The sequence below is a fragment of the Streptomyces sp. NPDC048415 genome (assembly GCF_040651675.1).
Lineage (GTDB): Bacteria > Actinomycetota > Actinomycetes > Streptomycetales > Streptomycetaceae > Streptomyces.
Map to the genome: position 1 here is coordinate 25,610 of NZ_JBEZKJ010000029.1, position 19,932 is coordinate 45,541.

General features: G+C 71.0%; 22 protein-coding genes. 13 read left to right on the forward strand and 9 right to left on the reverse strand.

Features of this window, described 5'->3' with window-relative positions:
• Positions 1 to 141: 141 nt before the first annotated feature.
• From AB0D27_RS20430 to AB0D27_RS20440, 3 genes are all read left to right on the forward strand, one after another.
• Positions 142 to 1,068: an ATP-binding cassette domain-containing protein gene (locus tag AB0D27_RS20430; protein ID WP_362510438.1), complete on the forward strand. Its 927-nt coding sequence runs from the start codon at positions 142 to 144 to the stop codon at positions 1,066 to 1,068.
• Entirely contained in the window at positions 1,065 to 1,898 is an 834-nt protein-coding gene (locus AB0D27_RS20435) for an ABC transporter permease (protein WP_362510441.1), read from the forward strand. Before AB0D27_RS20430 ends, AB0D27_RS20435 begins: the two co-directional genes overlap by 4 nt.
• Before the next feature lie 144 nt (positions 1,899 to 2,042).
• Entirely contained in the window at positions 2,043 to 3,236 is a 1,194-nt protein-coding gene (locus tag AB0D27_RS20440; RefSeq protein ID WP_362510444.1) for a ParB N-terminal domain-containing protein, read from the forward strand.
• Positions 3,237 to 3,246: 10 nt separating this feature from the next.
• On the opposite strand, the gene AB0D27_RS20445 is transcribed toward AB0D27_RS20440, so the two are convergent.
• Together AB0D27_RS20445 and AB0D27_RS20450 are read right to left on the reverse strand one after the other, a co-directional pair.
• The gene (locus tag AB0D27_RS20445) at positions 3,247 to 4,107 is read right to left on the reverse strand and encodes an AraC family transcriptional regulator (RefSeq protein WP_362510447.1); all 861 of its coding nucleotides are present in this window, start codon (positions 4,105 to 4,107) and stop codon (positions 3,247 to 3,249) included.
• 344 nt (positions 4,108 to 4,451) lie between these two features.
• Positions 4,452 to 4,826 (reverse strand): hypothetical protein, encoded by a 375-nt coding sequence (locus tag AB0D27_RS20450; RefSeq protein ID WP_362510450.1) that lies wholly within the window; start codon positions 4,824 to 4,826, stop codon positions 4,452 to 4,454.
• Between the two features lie 10 nt (positions 4,827 to 4,836).
• Between AB0D27_RS20450 and AB0D27_RS20455 the strand changes: the two genes are divergently transcribed.
• Together AB0D27_RS20455 and AB0D27_RS20460 are read left to right on the forward strand one after the other, a co-directional pair.
• Complete coding sequence (locus AB0D27_RS20455; protein WP_362510453.1) at positions 4,837 to 5,250, forward strand: DUF4232 domain-containing protein; 414 nt, start codon at positions 4,837 to 4,839, stop codon at positions 5,248 to 5,250.
• Between the two features lie 693 nt (positions 5,251 to 5,943).
• The gene (locus AB0D27_RS20460; RefSeq protein WP_362510456.1) at positions 5,944 to 6,732 is read left to right on the forward strand and encodes an HAD family hydrolase; all 789 of its coding nucleotides are present in this window, start codon (positions 5,944 to 5,946) and stop codon (positions 6,730 to 6,732) included.
• Between the two features lie 98 nt (positions 6,733 to 6,830).
• Here the strand turns inward: AB0D27_RS20460 and AB0D27_RS20465 are convergent, their stop codons facing one another.
• The 5 genes from AB0D27_RS20465 to AB0D27_RS20485 form a co-directional block, all read right to left on the reverse strand.
• Positions 6,831 to 7,040: a hypothetical protein gene (locus AB0D27_RS20465; RefSeq protein WP_362510459.1), complete on the reverse strand. Its 210-nt coding sequence runs from the start codon at positions 7,038 to 7,040 to the stop codon at positions 6,831 to 6,833.
• Positions 7,041 to 7,109: 69 nt separating this feature from the next.
• The gene (locus tag AB0D27_RS20470; RefSeq protein WP_362510462.1) at positions 7,110 to 8,222 is read right to left on the reverse strand and encodes a ketoacyl-ACP synthase III; all 1,113 of its coding nucleotides are present in this window, start codon (positions 8,220 to 8,222) and stop codon (positions 7,110 to 7,112) included.
• A gap of 28 nt (positions 8,223 to 8,250) precedes the next feature.
• On the reverse strand, positions 8,251 to 9,141 hold the full coding sequence (locus tag AB0D27_RS20475) for a hypothetical protein (RefSeq protein WP_362510465.1): 891 nt from the start codon (positions 9,139 to 9,141) through the stop codon (positions 8,251 to 8,253).
• A gap of 138 nt (positions 9,142 to 9,279) precedes the next feature.
• On the reverse strand, positions 9,280 to 9,903 hold the full coding sequence (locus AB0D27_RS20480; protein WP_362510468.1) for a hypothetical protein: 624 nt from the start codon (positions 9,901 to 9,903) through the stop codon (positions 9,280 to 9,282).
• Between the two features lie 69 nt (positions 9,904 to 9,972).
• Positions 9,973 to 10,764 carry an AfsA-related hotdog domain-containing protein gene (locus AB0D27_RS20485; RefSeq protein ID WP_362510471.1) on the reverse strand — a complete coding sequence of 264 codons (792 nt, stop codon included), beginning with the start codon at positions 10,762 to 10,764 and terminating at the stop codon, positions 9,973 to 9,975.
• A 262-nt stretch (positions 10,765 to 11,026) separates the two neighbouring features.
• Here AB0D27_RS20485 and AB0D27_RS20490 point away from each other — a divergent pair, with 262 nt between their 5' ends.
• From AB0D27_RS20490 to AB0D27_RS20520, 7 genes are all read left to right on the forward strand, one after another.
• The gene (locus tag AB0D27_RS20490) at positions 11,027 to 11,629 is read left to right on the forward strand and encodes a TetR/AcrR family transcriptional regulator (RefSeq protein ID WP_362510474.1); all 603 of its coding nucleotides are present in this window, start codon (positions 11,027 to 11,029) and stop codon (positions 11,627 to 11,629) included.
• A 257-nt stretch (positions 11,630 to 11,886) separates the two neighbouring features.
• On the forward strand, positions 11,887 to 12,675 hold the full coding sequence (locus AB0D27_RS20495; protein WP_362510477.1) for an SDR family oxidoreductase: 789 nt from the start codon (positions 11,887 to 11,889) through the stop codon (positions 12,673 to 12,675).
• A gap of 59 nt (positions 12,676 to 12,734) precedes the next feature.
• Positions 12,735 to 12,965 (forward strand): tautomerase family protein, encoded by a 231-nt coding sequence (locus AB0D27_RS20500; protein WP_362510480.1) that lies wholly within the window; start codon positions 12,735 to 12,737, stop codon positions 12,963 to 12,965.
• A gap of 78 nt (positions 12,966 to 13,043) precedes the next feature.
• The gene (locus AB0D27_RS20505) at positions 13,044 to 14,471 is read left to right on the forward strand and encodes an MFS transporter (RefSeq protein ID WP_362510483.1); all 1,428 of its coding nucleotides are present in this window, start codon (positions 13,044 to 13,046) and stop codon (positions 14,469 to 14,471) included.
• A 227-nt stretch (positions 14,472 to 14,698) separates the two neighbouring features.
• Complete coding sequence (locus AB0D27_RS20510; protein ID WP_362510486.1) at positions 14,699 to 16,294, forward strand: acyl-CoA carboxylase subunit beta; 1,596 nt, start codon at positions 14,699 to 14,701, stop codon at positions 16,292 to 16,294.
• Positions 16,291 to 16,506: an acyl-CoA carboxylase epsilon subunit gene (locus tag AB0D27_RS20515; protein WP_362510489.1), complete on the forward strand. Its 216-nt coding sequence runs from the start codon at positions 16,291 to 16,293 to the stop codon at positions 16,504 to 16,506. The genes AB0D27_RS20510 and AB0D27_RS20515 overlap by 4 nt, the downstream gene beginning before the upstream one ends.
• A 26-nt stretch (positions 16,507 to 16,532) precedes the next feature.
• Positions 16,533 to 16,976, forward strand: coding sequence for a MerR family transcriptional regulator (locus AB0D27_RS20520; protein ID WP_362510492.1), 444 nt, complete (start codon positions 16,533 to 16,535; stop codon positions 16,974 to 16,976).
• Here AB0D27_RS20520 and AB0D27_RS20525 read toward each other — a convergent pair.
• Positions 16,901 to 18,061: an acyl-CoA dehydrogenase family protein gene (locus AB0D27_RS20525; RefSeq protein WP_362510495.1), complete on the reverse strand. Its 1,161-nt coding sequence runs from the start codon at positions 18,059 to 18,061 to the stop codon at positions 16,901 to 16,903. The two genes, AB0D27_RS20520 and AB0D27_RS20525, sit on opposite strands and share 76 nt — an antisense overlap.
• Before the next feature lie 120 nt (positions 18,062 to 18,181).
• Here AB0D27_RS20525 and AB0D27_RS20530 point away from each other — a divergent pair, with 120 nt between their 5' ends.
• Complete coding sequence (locus AB0D27_RS20530; RefSeq protein WP_362510498.1) at positions 18,182 to 18,793, forward strand: TetR/AcrR family transcriptional regulator; 612 nt, start codon at positions 18,182 to 18,184, stop codon at positions 18,791 to 18,793.
• On the opposite strand, the gene AB0D27_RS20535 is transcribed toward AB0D27_RS20530, so the two are convergent.
• On the reverse strand, positions 18,763 to 19,866 hold the full coding sequence (locus AB0D27_RS20535) for a ScbA/BarX family gamma-butyrolactone biosynthesis protein (RefSeq protein ID WP_362510501.1): 1,104 nt from the start codon (positions 19,864 to 19,866) through the stop codon (positions 18,763 to 18,765). The two genes, AB0D27_RS20530 and AB0D27_RS20535, sit on opposite strands and share 31 nt — an antisense overlap.
• Positions 19,867 to 19,932: the final 66 nt, after the last annotated feature.

Sequence of the window (19,932 nt, forward strand, 5' to 3'; positions counted from 1 at the left end):
CCATGTGCGTGAAGCGGAGGCCATCGTTCAGAACCCGGCAGGCCGGCACCTACTGAACGGAATCACACTCCTGGTACCAAGGTGGGTGGGAAGCATTTCATCCCCCGTAAGTCTCTCGCAGCCCATTCAACTGAGGTAACTATGATCGAGGCCAAGAACCTCACGAAACGCTACGGCGACAAGACCGCGGTGAACGATCTGTCGTTCACTGTGGAGCCCGGCCGGGTCACCGGCTTCCTGGGCCCCAACGGCGCGGGCAAGTCCACCACCATGCGACTGCTGCTGGGACTCGACCGGCCCGACGGCGGCGAGGCCACCGTCAACGGCGTGCGCTACCACGATCTCGCGCAGCCCATGCGGGTGGTCGGCGCGCTCCTTGAGGCGCGCGCCGTCCACACCGGCCGCAGCGCCCACGACCACCTGCTCTGCCTCGCCCAGACCCAGGGCTTCGGCAAGCGCAGGGTCAAGGAGGTCATCGAGCAGGTCGGCCTGGCTTCGGTGGCCCGCAAGCGGGCGGGCGGCTTCTCGCTCGGCATGGGGCAGCGACTCGGCATCGCCGCCGCGCTGCTGGGCGACCCGGCGGCGCTGATCCTGGACGAACCGGTCAACGGTCTCGACCCCGAGGGCATCCTCTGGATCCGGAACCTGATGAAGTCGCTCGCGGCGGAGGGCCGCGCCGTCTTCGTCTCGAGCCATCTGATGAACGAGATGGCCGTCACCGCCGAGCACCTCATCGTCATCGGCCGCGGCCGGCTGGTCGCCGACTGCTCCACCGAGGAGTTCATCGAGCGCAGCACCGAGCAGTCCGTCCTGGTCAAGACCCCCGACCGGGAACAGCTCGCCGAGCTGCTGAAGGCCGAGGGCGCCACCGTCACCGACGCCGACGAGGGCGACCTCGACGTCACCGGGCTCGACGCCCCCCGCATCGCCGAGCTCGCCGCCGCCGGCGGCCTGGTCCTGCACGAGCTCGCGACCCGACGCGGATCGCTCGAGGAAGCCTTCATGGAACTGACCAAGGACGCCGTCGAATACGACGCCGGCGTACCCACCTCCGGAGGTGTGAAGTGACCGCCGCGACCGCCCCCGCGTCCGTGTCCGTCGCCGAGGCGTACAAGCCGACCTTCGGGCGGCTGATGCTCTCGGAGTGGACCAAGATCCGTTCCGTCCGCTCCACGATCTGGTCGCTCGCCATCCTGGTCGTGGTCACCCTGGTCTTCACCGCGGTGTTCATGCAGATGGGTATCGCCAACTGGGACAAGAGCGACCCGTCCCAGCAGGCCACCATGAGGCTCGATCCGACCGGCACCATCCTGGGCAGCGGCATCCTGCTCAGCCAGCTCGCGGTCTGCGTGCTGGGGGCGATGGTCATCGCCTCCGAGTACTCCACCGGCATGATCCGCGCCAGCCTGCTCGCGGTGCCCAAGCGGGTGCCGGTGCTGGCGGCCAAGGGCGCGGTCTTCGGGCTGCTGGTCCTGGCGGTGGGTGAGCTGACGGCGTTCTCCTCCTTCTTCATCGGCGCGCCGATCCTGCACAGCAAGGCGCCGGTCGCGATCGGCGACCCGGGCGTGCTGCGGGCTGTCGTCGGCTGCGGTCTCTACCTGTCCCTGCTCGGCCTGTTCGCACTCGCCCTCGGCGCGATCATCCGGCACACGGCGGCGAGCATCACCGGCGTCATCGCCTTCGTCCTGGTGCTCGCGCCGATGACCAGGCTCCTGCCCGGCAGCGTGGGCAAGCACATCCACGGCTACCTCCCCACGGAGGCCGGGTTCCTGATCACCCAGCAGCACTCCCGCGGGGGCGACGTGCTGGGGCCGTGGCAGGGCCTCGGAGTGCTCGCACTCTGGACGGCCGTCCTGCTGGCCATCGCGGCGGTGCTGCTGCGACGCAGGGACGCCTGACCTCCGCGCCCACCGCGGGCGTCCGCCGGATCGGCGGGCACCCGCGGTGTTGTGTTTCCAGGGAGCGTCCACCTGCCCTCGACTACAGCTAAAGACCCTCCTGCGACGCTCATTGACAGCCGCAGCAGAGAGGGAGTGAACGGAATGGCTCAGAGCAGTGGGCAAGCCGTCTTGATAACGAGTGCATTCAGTCCCGTCAGGACGGAGAGCGCCGAATCATCGACCCGCAGCGAATTCGATCTGAAGAATTTCGAGACACTGCCGGCACGCGATGTCCCCGTCAACGCGCTGTCTCCCGGAGTATCCCTGCGCCAGGGCGGAACGGACGCCGCTCACATCCAGCTTCTCATCGACGCAGCAGGCTCGGCGGAATTGCCGCCCATTCTCGTCCAGATGGACGGCTATCGCATCATCGACGGGCTGCACCGGCTGGAGGCCGCCAGGCTCCGTGGCGACGACAGCATCAAGGCGCGCTTCCTCGACTGCTCGAATTCCGAGGCGCTCGTCATCGCCATGAAGGCGAATGGCGCGCACGGACTGCCGCTGTCGAAGGCCGACCGCGTGTCCGGAGCCCAGCGTGTCCTGAGCTCCCACCCCGACTGGTCCGACCGCGCCATCGCCGGGATCACCGGGCTGAGCGCGAAGACGATCGCGTCGCTGCGCGACCGGTCGGCGGACGGAGCCCCGCTCGAGGGCAAGCGCATCGGCCGGGACGGAAGGCGGCGTCCGGTGGACGCGGGCGAGGGCAGGCGGCGCGCCGCCGAGTACATCGCCGCCCATCCGAACGCCCCGCTCCGTCAGGTCGCCAAGGAGACCGACGTGTCGCTCGGCACCGTCCACGATGTGAGTGCGCGGCTCCGGCGCGGCGACACCCCCGAGCGGGACGGACGCCAGACACCCGCCGCACTGCCGCAGTCCGTCCGGCCCGTGCAGTCCGTGCAGTCCGTGCAGTGCATGCAGTCCCTGCGGCAGGAAACAGAGGCGACGAGGCCCGCCGGCGCGGTTCCCGGCGGCGCCACCCGTGTGCCGCTGCGGGTGGCCCCGAGCGTCGACGCCGCGCCGCCGCAACGCAGGAACCACACCGACGCGCCGCCCGCGTGGGCGACGGTGGCGGCCAAGATGGCCACCGACCCCGCCATCCGGTACACCGCGGGCGGCAGGGAGTTCCTCCGCTGGATGCAGCTGCACGCCACCGACCCCAACGAAGACTGGCGGGAGCTCATCGACGCCGTCCCGCCGCACTGGCTCGGCGTCATCGCCCCGATCGCCGAGCGCATCGGCAGGGAGTGGAGCCTGCTCGCCGAGCAACTCAAGACCAAGCAGGAAATGGTGCCGTGATCCACCGCCCTCACGACCGTGACGGCACCGGTGCCGCGGACGCCACCCGGAGGTGGCCTGCGGCCTGGCGCCGTCCGGCGGGATCCGGACTCGGGGCGACGGAGGCGCAGCCGGGGTGTGCCATGACGGTGGCCGGGGGTTCGAGCTCGGGCAGCGCGAGCAGAACCGGCGGGTCGGCCGGCCGAATCGGGCGCAGACGCACCGCCGCGCTCGTGACGCCGTCAGCGGTCACGGACACGGTCATCGAGCCGTGCCCCCCGACGAGCGAGGTCCGCCGGGCCGCCGGATCGGGCCCGATGCCGTCGGCCACCGCCACCGCGAGCAGGTGCCAGCCCCCTTCGGGAACGTTCTTCAGCGAGTAGCAGGACGGACGGCCGCTCGGCACGTCGACGACGATCGAGGCGACGGACGGATGCTGGACGATGGGCGTGCGGAAGGCGCCCAGGTACACGCGCGCGTTCCCGTGGCCCTCCGGCAGACTGATCGTCCCCGCGACCATGCCGCATCCCGACCGCGAGCTCGGCTCCGGTCCTGGCAGCCCGTCCCCCCCGTCCCGCGACAGCCGGCGGAACCGGCTGGGAGACACTCCGACACTGGCCGTGAAGGAGTTGGTGAACGAACCGAGGCTGTTGTATCCGACCGCGAAGGATATCTCGGTGATACTCATCGAGGTGCTCTCAATCAGCCGCTTGGCCTGCTGAATGCGGATCGCGGCCAGGAATCTGCCGGGAGTGAGCCCAGTCTCCTCTTTGAACAGCCGTGTGAAATAGAAGCGGCTGAGCAGAGCGCTTTCGGCGATCTCCGTGAGAGTCAGCGGCTCGCCGTAACGCTCCCGAATGCACTCGATCGCCCTTTCTACTGCGTTATCCATACGCACCTCACTACGTCTCGAACCACGCAGCAGTGTGACCCGCGAAGATCGCGCTTAACTCGAGTAACGCTAGTGCTCTGAACACATAGGTCACCGGATGGGCGATAATGCGCTGAAGCCTGTGGGATGGTGGCGGACATCCGGTGCAGCGTGGGGAAGCGTGGTGGCGGGGCTGGTCAAGGTACGGAGACTGACCGACCAGGAGGGCCGGCCCGACCTGAGGCTGCTGACAGGGCCGGCTCCGTGCCACCCACCTGACGGCCATCCACCGACGGCCATCCACCGACGGCCGATCAGCGTCGGGGCGGTTGCGGTGATCCCTCCCGGATCTCGTCACCGCTGTGTCACAGGTCGGCGGCGAGGCGAACCCGTTGGCCGCCGGCTCTGTCTGCATGGGCGAGGGCCGGCGTGGACCGGCCTCTGTGCGAGACGAATTCGGGGGACGACATGCAGTACGGGAACGGCATCCGCAGATCCGTGATGGTGATGGTCGCGGCCTCAGCCGCGCTGATGGTGACCGGGTGCCAGCCCGACGGCGGCGGGTCGGGGGCGGCCGGGTCGCCCTCGGGTACGCCGAGCGCCTCGGAAACCCGTTCCGGTTCACCGGGCTCCGCCACCTCGCAGCCCGCCAAGGACACGGCATCAACAGCGCCCGCAACCACCGCCGCCCCTTCCGGATCCGGATCGTCGGGCGACACCGCCAGGACCTGCGCCGGCACCAGCCTGGACGTGGCCGCGTATCAGGCCGCCGTTCGCCCCGACGGCACGGGAACCGGAGCGGCGGTCATCGAGTTCACCAACGTCTCCGGGCAGCCGTGCCTCCTGAGCGGTCACCCGTCGGTGGCGGGCGCCGGCAATGGTTCCCCGGAGCACAACTCTCCGCTGTCGGTGACACCCAGCGGCGCGGAGTCGCCGGTGCGGGTGGCCCCGGGCGGCAAGGCGTGGGTGAAGCTGACCTTCGTCCAGGTCCAGGGCGAGGCCGACGGCTACTGCGAGTCCGGCTCACATCCGGTGGTGTACCCCACGCTGGTGGTCGGCCTGCCGGGGGCGGGATCACACCAAGTCGCGCTGGATGACGGCCAGTTCGCCGAGTGCGACAACAAGGTGACCGTCACCGCGGTGTCAGCGGCCAAGCCTTCCTGACCCCGGAGGCCCTCGGCTCGAGTCAGTGCCCGAGACCACGTCGACGGCCGGTCGGCGGTGGGCGGCGAAGAGTTCGGGGGCGGCAGCGGTGCCGCGGGCACGGAGGGCGGCGACGAGCTCGCGGTGCTCCTCGGGACACGGGCGAGGCAGCCCTCCGTGCTGTGGGTGATCCAGGCCGGCAGGAACAGGTGGACCTGGCAGCGGACGGTTTCCCACGCCTGCGCGAGGCGCTGACGCCGGGCGGCGGCGAAGACGGTGTCCTGGAAGGCGATGCCCAGGCGCACCACCTCGTGTCCGCCCGCGGCACGCGCCGCGCAAACCCGCCCGGCCTCGTATTCCTCCGCGGCACGCGCCGGGACGACCCGCCCGGCCCCGCGTCCGTCCGCGGCACGCGCGCCGAAGACCCCTCCGGCCCCGTATTCCTCCGCGGCACGCGCCGCGACGACCTCTCCGGCCCCGCATCCGTCCGCAGCACGCGCCCCGACGACCCGCCCGGCCCCGTGTCCGTCCGCAGCACGCGCGCACCCGCCCGGCACCGCGCATCAGACCCGCCGTCTCCCCCTCCTGCAGCAGAGGTCGGCGAAAACCAGCCTGGGGCTGCCGCCCCGCACCCTGGAATTCCCGCCCGAGCGAGTGATACCTTCCCGAAGGAATGTTTTTCACGAGGGGGAGGTCTGACTGATGAGTCTTGCCGTGACTGAGGGAGTAGGGGCCGGGGGCGGGGTGCGTCGGCCGCCGTATCTGGTGTTCTGTGATGTCGACGAGACGCTGATCGACTGCAAGAGCATGTTCGAGTTCCTGCGGTTTCAGCTGGTGCGGCGGCAGGGAGCGGACGGGGAGGCGCGGTATCAGCGGATCGCCGGGGAGTTGCGGCGGCAGTCGGCCGACGGGGCGCCCCGGGAGAGCGTCAATCGGGCGTACTACCGCGCCTACGCCGGCCAGAGCGTGGCCGAGATGACCGCGCTGGGTCGGGAGTGGTTCGCGCTCAGCTCCGCCGACCCGGGCTTCTTCATCCGGGACACCGTGGCCGAGCTGGAGCGTCATCGGGCCGCCGGGGCGCAGATCGTCCTCGTCTCGGGGTCCTTCCTGCCCTGTCTGGCCCCCGTCGCCGAGCGGGTGGGGGCTGATCACGTGCTGTGCACCTCTCCCGGCGTCGAGAACGGGCACTACACCGGTGACGTGACCGAGCCGGTCATCGGCGAGGGCAAGCGGGCCGTGGCGCTGCGGATGCTCGCCGAGCACCCCTGGGTCAACCCGCGGGACTGCTTCGCCTACGGCGACCACCCCTCCGACTTTCCGCTGCTCGACTGCGTCGGCAACCCGCGCGGCGTCGGCGACGACCCCGCCGTACGGGCGTATCTGGACCGGCGCCGGGAGCAGACCGCGAGCGCCGACTCCGGTTGCGCGCTGGCCTGTTGGTCCATGGGTCATGACGAGCTCTCCGGGGCCTGCTCCGGCAACTGCGCCCTGCCCCTCGATTAGGAACTCCCCCCGTACGAGTTGAGGGACGGTCGCCCTTTCCGGGTCGCCGTCCCTCAACTCGTATGCGGGGGTGGGAGGTTCGTGGTGTGCTCGCGCGCTCAGTCGATGCTCCGGCAGATGTGGGGTTCCAGTACCTCGTCGTCGGTGTCCCCCGCCAGGCGCAGAACGGGCGCCTTCGCTCCGGGGCTCGTATCTATCAGGTACCAGCTGCCGTCGCGCTGGACCGAGGCGAGCGTGCCGTTGGCCAGGACGTACAGCCTGGGGGCGGCCGTCAGGGGTGTCATCGGTGCGGTGTCCAGGATGGTCATCTCGGTTCCTCCATGGGTGGGTTGGGGCTGAGCCGGTGCGTCGTGCTCCCGCCGCCGAGCCTGTCTCCTTCAGCGCGCTCCCGCCAGCGCAGGCTCACGGTGTGCCGCGGACGGTGTCCGCAGCCCGGCGGCGGCCTGCGCGCTGTGCCGGGCGGGCCGGGCGTGCCGCGTCGGTGCCCACCGCAGCAGGGTCGAGCCGACCGACATGCCCCCGCCGAACGCCGAGAGGACCGTCACATCCCCCTCGGTGAACAGACCGCGCCGGTGCGCCAGGTCCAGGGTGATGGGCACCGAGGCCGCACCGGTGTTGCCGTAGTGGGCGAGGGCGAGGTGCATGCGGGCGGCGTCCAGGCCGAGGTCGGGCCAGACCTCGGCGAGCATCACACCGTTGGCCTGGTGGGGGACGAAGTGGCGGACCTCGCGGCCGCCCACGGCGGCCGTGGCGAGGAGTTCGTGGATCGCGCCGGGCAGGTTCTCGTGCACGAAGCCGCGCACGCCTCGGCCGTCCATCGTGAAGTAGTGGGCGCCCTCCTCCAGGGTGGCCGCCGAGGCCGGGCGCCTGCTGCCGCCCGCCGGGACGCTGATCAGCCGGTGCTGGTCGCCGCGCGTGGTCAGGTTCGTCACCATGCCGCCGAGCCGGGACGGCACCGGACCGAGGACCACGGCGCCCGCGCCGTCACCGAACAGGATCGCCGTCTTGCGGTCGGCCCGGTCCAGGATGCGGGAGTAGATGTCCGCGCCGATCACCAGGGCGTACGGGCCCTTCGCCCCCTTCCCGTCGTCGCGGGCCGGCTCCGCTCGCAGCATCCGTTCCGCCGCCGTCATCGCGAACATGAAGCCGCTGCACACGGAGTTGACGTCGAACGCCGCGGCTCGGGTCGCGCCGATCAGGCCCTGGACGATGGCGGCGGTGGCGGGTTGCGGGTGGTCGGGGGTCGAGGTGGCGACGACGACGTACGCGACCTCCTGCGGCGTCAAGCCCGCCTGTTCCAGGGCTTGCTGGGCCGCCCTCGCCGCGAGGTCCGACGTGGCCTCGTGGGGTGCGGCGCGGCGGCGCTGTCGTATGCCGGTCTTGTGCTCGATCCATTCCGCGCTCACCCCGGCCTCGGCGCCTACCTCGGCGTTGTCGACGACGGTGGCGGGCAGATACGAACCGGTGCTGATGATTCCGATGGTGGTCATGGTCGAACTCCTTGTCGGGGAAGGGCGGTCAGGACGAGGACGCCGGGATCGTCGTGAACTCCAGGAAGCTCGGGCCCTTCAGCTTCAGCTGGGCGTGGATGTCGCCGCCGAGTCCGAAGTGGCCGATCGCGCCGCCGTAGTTCTGCTGGTAGCTCATCCACAGCACCACCACGTTGATCACCCGGTTCGAGCCCGGGGTGCCTGCCGCCGGAAACGGGTTGGGGAGCGTGGCCCGGTAGTGCGCCATCCCGTTGCTGTCGCTGATGAAGGCGTTGGGCACGCCGAGCGGTCCGGGGCGGGTCGGGCCCGCCGGGTCGAGGTCGTGCTCGCGCAGGGACATGACCGTGTAGAGGCTGTCCGGGATCAGGCCGGTGAAGGCGAACTTGAAGTCGGCGGCGCGCCGGTGGGCCGGTACATGGACCTCGAGCTGGGCGCGGGCCTTGACCCACTGGCCGAGCATGATGGGCGCGCGCACCTTGGGTCCGTCCTCCTCGCGCAGGTCCGGGATCGGCGCGCCGTGCAGCGGATAGCTCGGGCGCCTGACCTCGTGTGCGTCGGGACGCTGCTCCGGGGCGAAGAGCATCGGGTAGTTGTTGCACGGCAGAGGGAGAGGGAGGGTGTGGAGCTGGGTCTCGGAGTCGGCCGACGTGGGGTCCGCGCAGTCGAGCTCGCGGAGGATGTCGTACGGCAGGTTCTGGCCGAGCGGCGGCAGCGGGCTGCCCGGGGAGACCACCGCGCTCCCCCACTCGGAGACGGTGGCGCCGTCGGGGCCGGGGCGGTTGATCCGCCCGATGACGACGAAGTCACCGTTCTCGTCGACTATTTCGCTCGGCGGGTACAGCGGGCCCTGGGTGGTGACGCTCAGGTCGTAGGTCCGGGTCATCGCGGTGGCGGGGGCCACCTCGGACGTGATGGTCATGTCCGCACTCCTTGTCCTTATGTAGGTGCCGGTACGGCCCATACGCGGGTGCCGGTACGAACGGCCGGCCGCGGGACGCCTTACGAGGGGTCCCGCGACCGGCCGCGGGGCGGGCGGGCCCAAGGGCCCGGCAGGGGATCAGGCAGCGGTGACGCGCTCGTAGATGCGGGTGTACAGGCCGTTGTCGCCTCCGGTGATGTAGGTGTCGCCCGCCTCGCGGACGATCTGCTGGTAACGCGGGGAGGTGAAGGCCTCCATGTATTTCGCGGGGTCGGCGTTGAAGCCGGACACGAACATCACGCCGGGCTCGGTGCTGGCCAGCGAGTGGAACGCCTGGAAGCTCTCGACCTCGGCGGAGGTGCGCACGACGTCGAAGATGGTCTCCTCGCGCCAGGCGCGGTACTGGCGGTAGACGCGCGGCACGACCTCGACGTGGCGCATCTGCACGTACCGGGTGTCGGGCAGGGCGCCGGCGGCCGGCTTGGGCGCCTCGACGAACTGCAGGAACTGGCGGCGGAAGTCACCCTCGCCCAGCGGGCCGACGGCCTCCCACAGCTTCCACCAGTCGGCGCGCAGCTTCTCCATCTGCTCGAAGCCATCCAGCGGCGCGAGCTCCAGGACGGAGTTGCTCTCCAGACCGCGGTAGAGGATCCGGCCCGCGAAGCCGGACGCGTCGTTGTGCTGCTGCCAGGCCTCGGCGACGGCGTCGAGCTGCTCGGGCTTGGCGAAGAGCTCGGTGGCGGTGATCAGGGCGGCGGACATGACGGTCTCCTTGAGGTGTGTGGTGATCGGTGAAAGGGGCGATACGAAGCGGTAGTTGACGAAGGTTGCTCAGGCTCCGACGAGCACCGGCGCGTCGACCGGCACGGCGGCCGAGTCCGTCCGTACCGCGTGCTCCACCGCGAACCGCGCCCGGCGGTGCTCCTTGGCCTCGATGACCCGCGCGTCGAAGGCGGTGTACGTGACGGTGGTGACCGAGGCCCGGCGGCCGGCCTGGTGGACGCTGATCTCCGCGGCGAAGGAGAGCCGGCCGGGGTTGTCCGTCTCGGCCCTGAGCGTGCGGTACTCGATCGTGGCGTCGAGCGGGAAGAGGAAGTTCTCGAAGTCGGTGTTCATCGACTCGATGACGTAGTAGTACGACCTCTCCAGGTGCCGGGAGGCGTGGTAGCGCTCGCTGACGGCGAGGAACATCTGCCGGGCGGTCTCCACGGCCACCATGCCCTGGACGTGCTCGCCGGTCTGGTGGTCGATCAGCAGCTCGTTGTCGTTGTGGACGCGCAGGTTCGCCGTGAAGAGCGTCTCCTCCGCGCGCCGCAGGTCGGCTATCAGGGTGTTGCTACTGCGGTGTTTGTGCGCCTCGCCGCGGGCCGCGAGCAGCGGTTCCTCGTAGTGGAAGTCGAGCCGCGAGGCGAGACCGAGCAGCAGGGCCTGCTCGTACACCACCTCCCAGGCGTCGGCGGTGACGCCCTGTCCGGCCCGGACCTGGATCGGCTGGGCGTCCCACGAGTACACCCCCAGCCGCATTTCCTCGATGAACTGCGTGACGGTGAGTACGTCCTCTTGCGCGGCGAATCCGACAAAACGGTCACCGACGATCAGCAGGGTCCGGGTGGTGGCTGACATGTGGATCTCCTTGATGGGGCGGTCCTCACCGAGGGAGGTGTGCCGCGGGCGGGAGGAGCAGGTGCAGCTGTCACTGACTGACGTACGAGGCCTGCCGCGGAGCGGGGAGCTGAACTGCCGTTCCCAGCACCGGATTTCCGGGGCGGCGGGGCCGATGTGAAGAACCGTAGAGGAGTACCGGCGTGGATGCAACCATCTAGTTGGTTTTTCTGCGGACACCGAGAACTATCCAGTTGGTTTTGCTCTGGACTAGGCTCGCCCCATGGCAGAAACACCCAAGGGACAGCAGACGCGCGAGAAGCTCCTGGAAGCCGCCGAGGCCGAGTTCTCCGAGCACGGGCTCGCCGGTGCGCGCGTGGACCGGATCGCCGAGCGCTCCGGCGTGAACAAGCAGCGCATCTACGCCTACTTCGGCAACAAGGAAGCCCTGTTCGCGGCCGTCATGACCCGCGTGTACGCGCACATGTCCGAGGTCGTCCCCATCCCCACCACGGAGGAGGGGCTGCGCGCCTACGTGGGCGAGGTCTTCGACTACCACCGCGAGTCCGACCTGGTCCGACTGCTCGCCTGGGAGGGTCTGCACTACCGCGACCGCCCGATCCCGGACGAGAAGGAACGCGAGGCGTACTACGTCCACAAGACCGTCGCGCTCAGCATCGCGCTCGGCATCGACGACCCCACGGCGGCCGCCCGGGTGCTCATCGCCCTCGTCGGCCTCGCGTCCTGGGCGTTCATCGTGCCCCAGCAGCGCCGGCTGATGCTGGGCCCGGACGGCGACACCGAGTCCGGCTGGGCACTGCTGCGTGCCAGCATCGTGGCGCACGGCCACTCCATCATCGACAACGTGCTGGAGGGGTCCGTCTGAGCGGACAATTCGCGGTCCCTTGAGGGGAGTTCGGCATGGCCGGCCTCCCCTTTTTCATGCCTCCACCTGCGCGTCCCGACAGAAAACCAACTAGATGGTTGCGCGCGCTCCGAGATCCCGCTACCTTCTTCATCACCAGGCCGGACGCGCTCATCAGTCCACCGGAGCAGTCCAGCGGCCCCCTCAACTCCGGCTGCCTGTACGCCTGTTGCCCACACGCCACCGACCGGGACCGACCCCGGGAATGTGAGGACACCGTGGAAACCAACGCCCCCGTCATCGCCGTCAGCGGCGCCACCGGCGGCATGGGCACGGCCGTGGTCGAGGAGCTCGCCCGGTCCGACGCCACCGTGGCGCTGCTCGGCCGGGACGCCGCCCGCCTCGAGCGCACCCGGCAGCTGATCGACGCCCGCACCGGCGGCGCGGGCCGCCTGGTGACCTACGAGACCGACATCAACGACGCCGCCGCGGTGGACGCCACCGTCGCCGGCCTGGTCGCCGAACTCGGCCGGGTGGACGCCCTGGTGCACACCGCCGGTGATGGTCCGCTGGCCCCGCTGGCGGAGACCACCGACGAGATGTGGCAGGCCACCTTCAACGGCAAGCTGATGGGAGCGGTCCGCCTCACCCGGGCGGTCGCCGGTCCCATGGCCGAGGCCGGGGGCGGATCGGTCGTCCTGGTCAGCGGTGTCTTCCGCAAGGATCCCGACCCGCTCTTCCCGGTGAACAGCGCGGTCAACGCCGCCCTCGCGACCTTCGCCAAGGCCGTCTCCAAGGACCTCGGGCGCTCCGGGATCCGGGTCAACGTGGTCGACCCCGGTGCCGTGCGCACCCCGCTGTGGGACGAGATCGCCAAGACGCTCGGCGACCGGACCGGCGCCACCGCCGACGAGGTCACCGCCTCGGTGGCCGCCGGGACCCCGCTCGGCACGCTCGCCGAGCCGCAGGACGTGGCGCGGCTCGTCGCCTTCCTGCTCTCCCCCGCCGCCCGGCACATCGCGGGCGCGGCGATCACCCTCGACGGTGGGGCCTCGGCCGGCCTGTAGCGGGCCCGGTCCTTCTCCTTTCCGCAACTCAACTGCCGCACGACACAAGGAGCTTCGCCATGCCCATCCTCTCCATGACCACATGGCCCAACCAGACCGACGAGAAGTGCCAGGAGCTCATCGAGGAGCTGACGCAGACGGTGCACCGCGTGATCGGCGCACCCCTCGACAAGATCACGGTCTACATCAACGAGATTCCGCAGAACCGCTGGGGCGAGGGCGGGGTCATCGGCACCAACCCGGAGTTCGCCGAGCTCAGCCGCCGCAGGGCCGCGCCCGCCGACGCCTGACCGCCCCTCACCCTTCCCCCCGATTCCCCCCATCCCCCCATCCCCCCACCAACTCGCCCTCGCACAAGGAGAGTTCCCATGGCCATCCTCACCCGGGCCCCGCGGACCGACCGGACTCCGGTCGCCCCGGCCGGCGAACCGCCCGCCCCCCGCCGCTCGTCCACCACCACCGTCCTCGCGGCGGCCCTGCTCGCCTTCTTCGTCATCTCCCTCGACGGCTCGGTCGTCAACGTCGCCCTGCCCGCCATCTCGGACAACCTGCGCGGCTCCATGGCCGACCTGCAGTGGATCGTCGACGGCTACACCCTGATGTTCGCGGCCTTCATGCTGTCCGCCGGTACGTTCTCGGACCGGATCGGTGCCAGCAGGGCGTACGCCTGGGGTCTGGCCGCGTTCACCGTGGCCTCGCTGGCCTGCGGCCTGGCACCGAACCTGGGCACGCTGATCGGCGCCCGGATGGTGCAGGGCGGCGCCGCGGCGCTGATGGTGCCGGCCTCGCTCGCGCTGATCCGGCAGACCTACACCGACCCCGGCAAGCGGGCGCGGGCCATCGCGATCTGGACGGCGGCCGGTTCCGTGGCGGTCGCCGTGGGTCCGGTGGTCGGCGGCATGCTCACCAGCGGTCTGAGCTGGCGTGCCGTGTTCTACCTGAACCTGCCGGTGGGCGCGATCGGTCTCGCCCTGCTGACCCGGATCGCTCCCTCGCCGCGCCGTGCGGCCCCGGTCGACCTGCTGGGCCAGCTCTCCGTGGTGGTGTCCCTGGCCGGACTGACGTACGCCGTGATCGAGGGCGGACGTGAGGGCTGGGGCAGCGCGGGCGTGCTCGGCACGCTGGTGGTGGCCGCCGTCGCCGTCGCCGTCTTTGTCCTCACCCAGTCGCGCTCCAAGCAGCCGATGGTGCCGCTGAGCATCTTCAAGTCCCGCACGGTGCTGGTCTGCCTGGCGGCCGGGTTCAGCATCAACGCGGTGTTCTACGGTGCCATCTTCCTGCTCGGCATGTACTTCCAGCAGGTGCGGGGCGCCTCCCCGGTCAGCGCGGGCGCGATGTTCATTCCGATGTGCGCGCTGATCTCCATCGTCAACATGGCGGGTGTCAAGCTGGCCGCACGCAAGGGTGCCCGGGTGCCGATGGCGATCGGCCAGCTGATCATGGCCGGCGGTTCGCTGCTGATGCTCACCGTCACCCCGCACACCTCGTTCTGGATCCCGGTCCTGCTGCTCGTCCCGATCGGCCTGGGCGGCGGGCTCGCCGTACCGTCGCTGACCGCGGCGATCCTGGAGAACATCGACGCCGAGCGGGCGGGCACCGCGGCCGCGGTCCTCAACACCTTCCGCCAGGTGGGCAGTTGCCTCGCGGTGGCGGCGTTCGGCGCCCTGATCGCCGACACGTCCCACTTCCAGCACGGCATGGACACCAGCTTCGTCATCAGCGTCGCGATGCTCCTCGTGACGGCCGTCGCCACGGCACTCCTGCTGCCGCGGCTCACCCACCGGTCGGGCGACTAGGCAGGTCACGGCGGTGCCACCGCCACGACTCCTTCACCCACCGCGCGAAGGCCCCGGCCCGGACTCCCCTCCGGCCGGGGCCTTCGCGCACGCCGGTGCGCGTGCCGCGTCGGCTCGTGCCGGCGGGTCCGCCCGGCAAAGACCAGATAAAATACCTTCACGAAGGAATCTAAATCGCGCATGATGGACGCACGCTCACCGCCGACCCATCGGAGGCAGGCCCAGGCATGACCGTCATAGAAGAGCGCACCGTCGCTCAACCCCCACCCACCGACACCACCCGCACCCGCCTCACCGAACTCGAGCTCATACGCCGGCTCGCGCACGAGGGCCCGGCCCCCGGCGCGAGCGCCCAGCAGCACGCGCGCGGCAAGCTCACCGCCCGCGAGCGCGTCGAACTTCTTCTGGACGAGGGCTCGTTCACCGAGATCGAGCCGCTGCGCAGGCACCGGGCCACTGGCTTCGGGCTCGAGGACAAGCGCCCGTACACGGACGGCGTGGTGACCGGCTGGGGCACCGTCCACGGCCGCACCGTCTTCACCTACGCCCATGACTTCCGCATCTTCGGCGGCGCCCTCGGCGAGGCGCACGCCGCCAAGATCCACAAGGTGATGGACCTCGCCCTCGCGTCCGGGGCGCCGCTCGTCAGCCTCAACGACGGGGCGGGTGCCCGGATCCAGGAGGGCGTCTCGGCGCTCGCGGGCTACGGCGGCATCTTCACCCGCAATGTCGCGGCGTCCGGGGTGATCCCGCAGATCAGCGTGATGCTGGGCCCGTGCGCGGGCGGTGCGGCCTACTCCCCGGCGCTGACCGACTTCGTGTTCATGGTGCGCGGCATCTCCCAGATGTTCATCACCGGACCCGACGTCGTCCAGGCGGTGACGGGCGAGCAGGTCACCCACAACGGACTCGGCGGCGCCGATGTGCACGCCACCGTCTCCGGGGTCGCCGCCGCGGCTTACGACGACGAGGCCGCCTGCCTGGAGGACGTACGGCATCTGCTGTCGCTGCTGCCGCCCAACAACCGCGAACTGCCGCCCCGTGCGGAACCGTTCGACGATCCCGGGCGGCGCTGCGACGCCCTGCTCGACCTGGTGCCGGCCGAGCCGAACCAGGCGTACGACATGCATCGCGTGGTCGAGGAACTCGTCGACGACGGCGAGTACTTCGAGGTGCAGCCCACCTGGGCGGCCAACCTGATCTGCGCGCTCGCCCGGCTCGACGGCCATGTGGTGGGCGTGGTCGCCAACCAGCCCGCGGCGATGGCGGGCGTGCTGGACATCGCGGCCTCCGAGAAGGGCGCGCGCTTCGTCCAGTTCTGCGACGCCTTCAACATCCCGCTGGTGACCCTCGTCGACGTACCCGGCTTCCTGCCCGGCGTCGGCCAGGAGCACGAGGGGATCATCCGCAAGGGCGCGAAACTCCTGTACGCGTACTGCAACGCGACCGTCCCGCGGATCTCGCTGGTGCTGCGCAAGGCGTACGGCGGCGCGTACATCGTCATGGACTCCCGTTCCATCGGCGCCGATCTGGCCCTTGCCTGGCCGACCAACGAGATCGCCGTGATGGGCGCCGAGGGCGCCGCGAACGTCGTCTTCCGGCGGGAGATCGCCGCGGCGGACGACCCCGAGGCGGTACGGGCCCGCCGCATCCGGGAGTACAAGTCCGAGCTGATGCACCCCTACTACGCCGCCGAGCGGGGCCTGGTCGACGACGTGATCGACCCGCGCGACACCCGGGCCGTACTCATCCGCTCGCTCGCCATGCTCCGCGCCAAGCACGCCGACCTGCCCTCCCGCAAACACGGGAACCAGCCGATATGAGCGCCGAACCCGCCGACACCGAGGCCGCGTTGCTGCGCGTCCTGCGCGGCGCGCCCACCCCGGAGGAGCTCGCCGCCGCGACCGCGGCCCTGCTCGGCCTGATGCGCCGCGGCGTACCCGCCGGCGCTCCCGAGGACGAGTCCCCGCTCCCGGCCGGATGGGGCAGGACCGCTCACTCCGCCCACCGCGGCGCCCTCTCATGGCGCCGCTGATCCCACCCCACCGAAGGGCCACCACCATGTCCGCACCCGGATCCACCACCCACACGAAGACCTACTCCCTGGACGAGGTCGTCCGCATCAGCGGTCTCGACCCGCAGACGCTGCGCTGGTACGAGGACCAGGGGCTGATCGAGAGCGCCGAGGAGGACCCCTACGGCGAGCGCGCCTACAGCCCGCTGCACCTGCGCTGGCTGGAGTTCCTCAACCATCTGCGCAGCACCGGGATGGCGCCGGCCGAGATGAACCACTACGTGGAGCTGTACCGGGCGGGCGACTCGACCATCGCCGCCCGCCGCGAACTCCTCGAAGCGCACCGGGATGTGCTGCGCATCCAGGCCCGGGACTTCGACTCCACACTGCGCTACCTCGACTGGAAGATCGGCTTCTACCTGGAGCGCGAGGCGGCGTTGGCCCGGGCGTCCGCGGCTGCGGACGCGTCCCCCAGCGCGGCCGAGGCGTAGGCGGCGGCCACCGGCTCCAGGCGCAGGACGCCGTGCGAGGTGACGGTGTGCACGTCCCGCCACAGCCGCTGGAGTTCACCGCCGGCGTCGCGGATGTGCGCGCCGCCGGTGCGGAAGAGCCGGTCCACCGCGCCGGCCAGCAGCTCGGCGGCGACGGCGGCGTCCCGCTGGTTCCCGGCGACCAGGAGGTCCGTGACGGGTTCGGTGTCCGCGCGGCGGGCGGCCCGCTCCAGCAGCAGTCCGGCCGCGTCGATGCGGGCGGAGGCGGTGGCGAGCGTGTCACGCACCGCCGCGCTGTCGTGGTTCGGCCGGCCACTGCCGGCCGACTTGGCGGCGGCCCACTGGGACCACACCCGCAGCGCCCGGCGCGCCGCGCCCAGGGCCGGGGCGCAGAACAGGATCCCGCCGGCCAGCTGGGCGGGCGCGGTGTGGCACCGGGCATGCGCCGGGTTGTCGCTGCCGCCCATCAACTCGGCCTGGAGGAAGGAGAGGTGGTGCGGGACAACGGCGTCCCGGATCACCACCGTGTGGCTGCCGGTGCCGCGCAGCCCCGTGCTGTCCCAGGTGTCCTCGACGGTCACCTCCCGGGCGGGCACCGCGAAGACCCGTACCCGCCTGCCGTCCTCGTACGGCTCCGGGGCGGCGACCAGGACCCAGTCGGCGAAGTCGACACCGCTGACGCAGTGCCAGGTGCCCCGCAACTGCCATCCACGGGAGGTCGGTTCGGTCGATCCCCAGGGCGGCATGAGGGCTGCGGCGATGCGTATGTCGGGCGTGGCGCCCCACAGTTCACGCTGCCCTTCCTCGGGCAGCAGGGCGGCGAAGCGTCCGTGCGCGGCCCAGAGCATGGCGCACCAGGCGGCCGAGGTGCAGCCCTCCGCGAGGGCCGCGACCGCGTCGAGCACCGCGCCGAAGGTCCCCTCCGCCCCGCCCCAGCGGTGCGGCACGAAGTGCCGGGGCAGCCCGGTCCCGGTCAGCCCGGCGACCACGTCGTCCGCCAGTCTCCTTTGCCGGTCGGCCAGTCGGGCGTGCTCGGCGGCCACGCGGACGGTGTCGGTGTCGGTGTCGGTGTCGGTGTGGGGCATACGACTGCTCCTTGTCCGAAAGTGCGGGGATTCGACGTACGGAAACAGAAAAAGTGCGTTCAAGAAGGTATTCTTTTCGTGGTACCCGGGCCGCACCTCACCCACCGGAAGGGACTCGCGATGGCCAAGCAGGCGCGCTCCCGCCGCACCCATGAACTGGTTCTCGACGCGGCCGCCGCCGAGTTCGCCCGGCACGGCTACCCGCGCGCCAACCTCCAGCACGTGGCGGACCGTACGGGCCTCACCAAGGGCGCCCTTTACGGCCATTTCGCGTCCAAGGAACAGCTCGCCCTGGCGCTGACCGGGCATCTCGACGAGGTGCTGGAGAAGCTCGCCACGCAGACCGCCCCGGAGGACGGCCCGCCGCGCGAGAGGCTGCGCGCGCTGTCGTGCCGGCTTGCGGAGCGCATCGAGTCGGACGTACGGGTCAATGCCGCGCTGCGCCTTGTGCTGGACGAGGCGCACTCCGCGCCCGAGCCGCCCAGGCTCCTCGACGATCTGCGCCGCCTCGCCGGCGAGGTGGTCCAGAGCGCCAGGACCGAGGGTGCGCTGGGCGACCGGCCGCCCACCGCACCGCTCGCCGATCTCGCCACGGTGATCCTGGTGGGCGCCTACTGCACGGCCCCCGACATGGAGCGACGCGGACTGGCCGACCGGGTACGCGACCTGTGGGACACCCTGCCCGCGGACGGCGCGGACGGTCAGGCCGTACGGGAGACGACGACCCGGTGATCCAGCGCACCGCCAAGACCCTCGGCGCCGCCCCAGGTCGCCCGGCAGGTCGTGAGGACCTTGCCGCCCTGTACGGCGTCGGTGGCCAGGCGCACCGTGCCGGGGCCGGAGCCGGGACGCCGCTCGCGCACGACGAGGTCGATCGGTTCGTCGAGTTCACCGAAGGCCAGGCAGTCGACCTCCATGCCGAGCAACGAGTGCCCGGCCGACCGGCCGGTGTCCCCGGGGTTCAGCAGCAGATGGCCGAGCTGACGGAAGCCTTCGAGCGTGACCATCAGCGGGACATGGTCACTGGGGTGGTCGAAGAAGATGGGGTGCTCGACGTCGACGAGCAACTGCCAGGGCATATCAGCCCGTTCGCGCACCAGGACGCTGTCCTTGGAGCGCAGCCGGCCCACCGCCGCCGGGTGCACCCGCTCGAGGGCGCGCGGGGCGGGGCCGCGCACCGCCGCGCCGGCGGGCCTGGCACCCCGGCCGCGCAGCATCGCGTACCGCTTGTCGTCGACGGCGACGACGTGCAGGGCGCCCCGGCCGCAGGTCCGTCCGCCGACAGTGAGGATGACTTCGAGGCGCATGCCGAAGCGGTGCGGGGGGCGGTTGCCCACCCACAGCCACTGCGCCTCCAGGACCACCGGGACCGGCTCGCCGCCGATGCGCAGCGCGGCCGGGTCGGTTATCTCGAACTCCGAGCCGAAGCCGATGAAGCGGTGGGTGAGCGGGACGCCGTAGAAGGCGTGCGCGAGAAAGACGAGCGACTGCCGGATCGTCTCCATGAACAGCAGCGGATCGCTCCTGCGGTCACTGCCCGGCGAGTAGAGGGCGTGGTCGCGCGGCCACTGGGCGGCGACGAGGAAACTGTGCTCGCCGGTGCGGACGGCGTCGGTGAGGAAGACCTCGGCTATCGCGGCCCGGTGGACCATGTGGCGCGGAACGGGCTGCAGAAAGCTGAGCTCGGAGCGGTCGGACCGGCTCGCCGGTTCCTGCCCGGCGAGCCGCCCGGCGGTCGCGTCGACAGGGATGGCGCCAGGGACGGTCGCGGGTATGGCGACAGGGATGGTGGCAGGCTGATGCATGGTCTGAACCCCCAGTGAATGCATTCACGCAGACGGCAACATCGGCACGACGCTTGAGCTCATCGA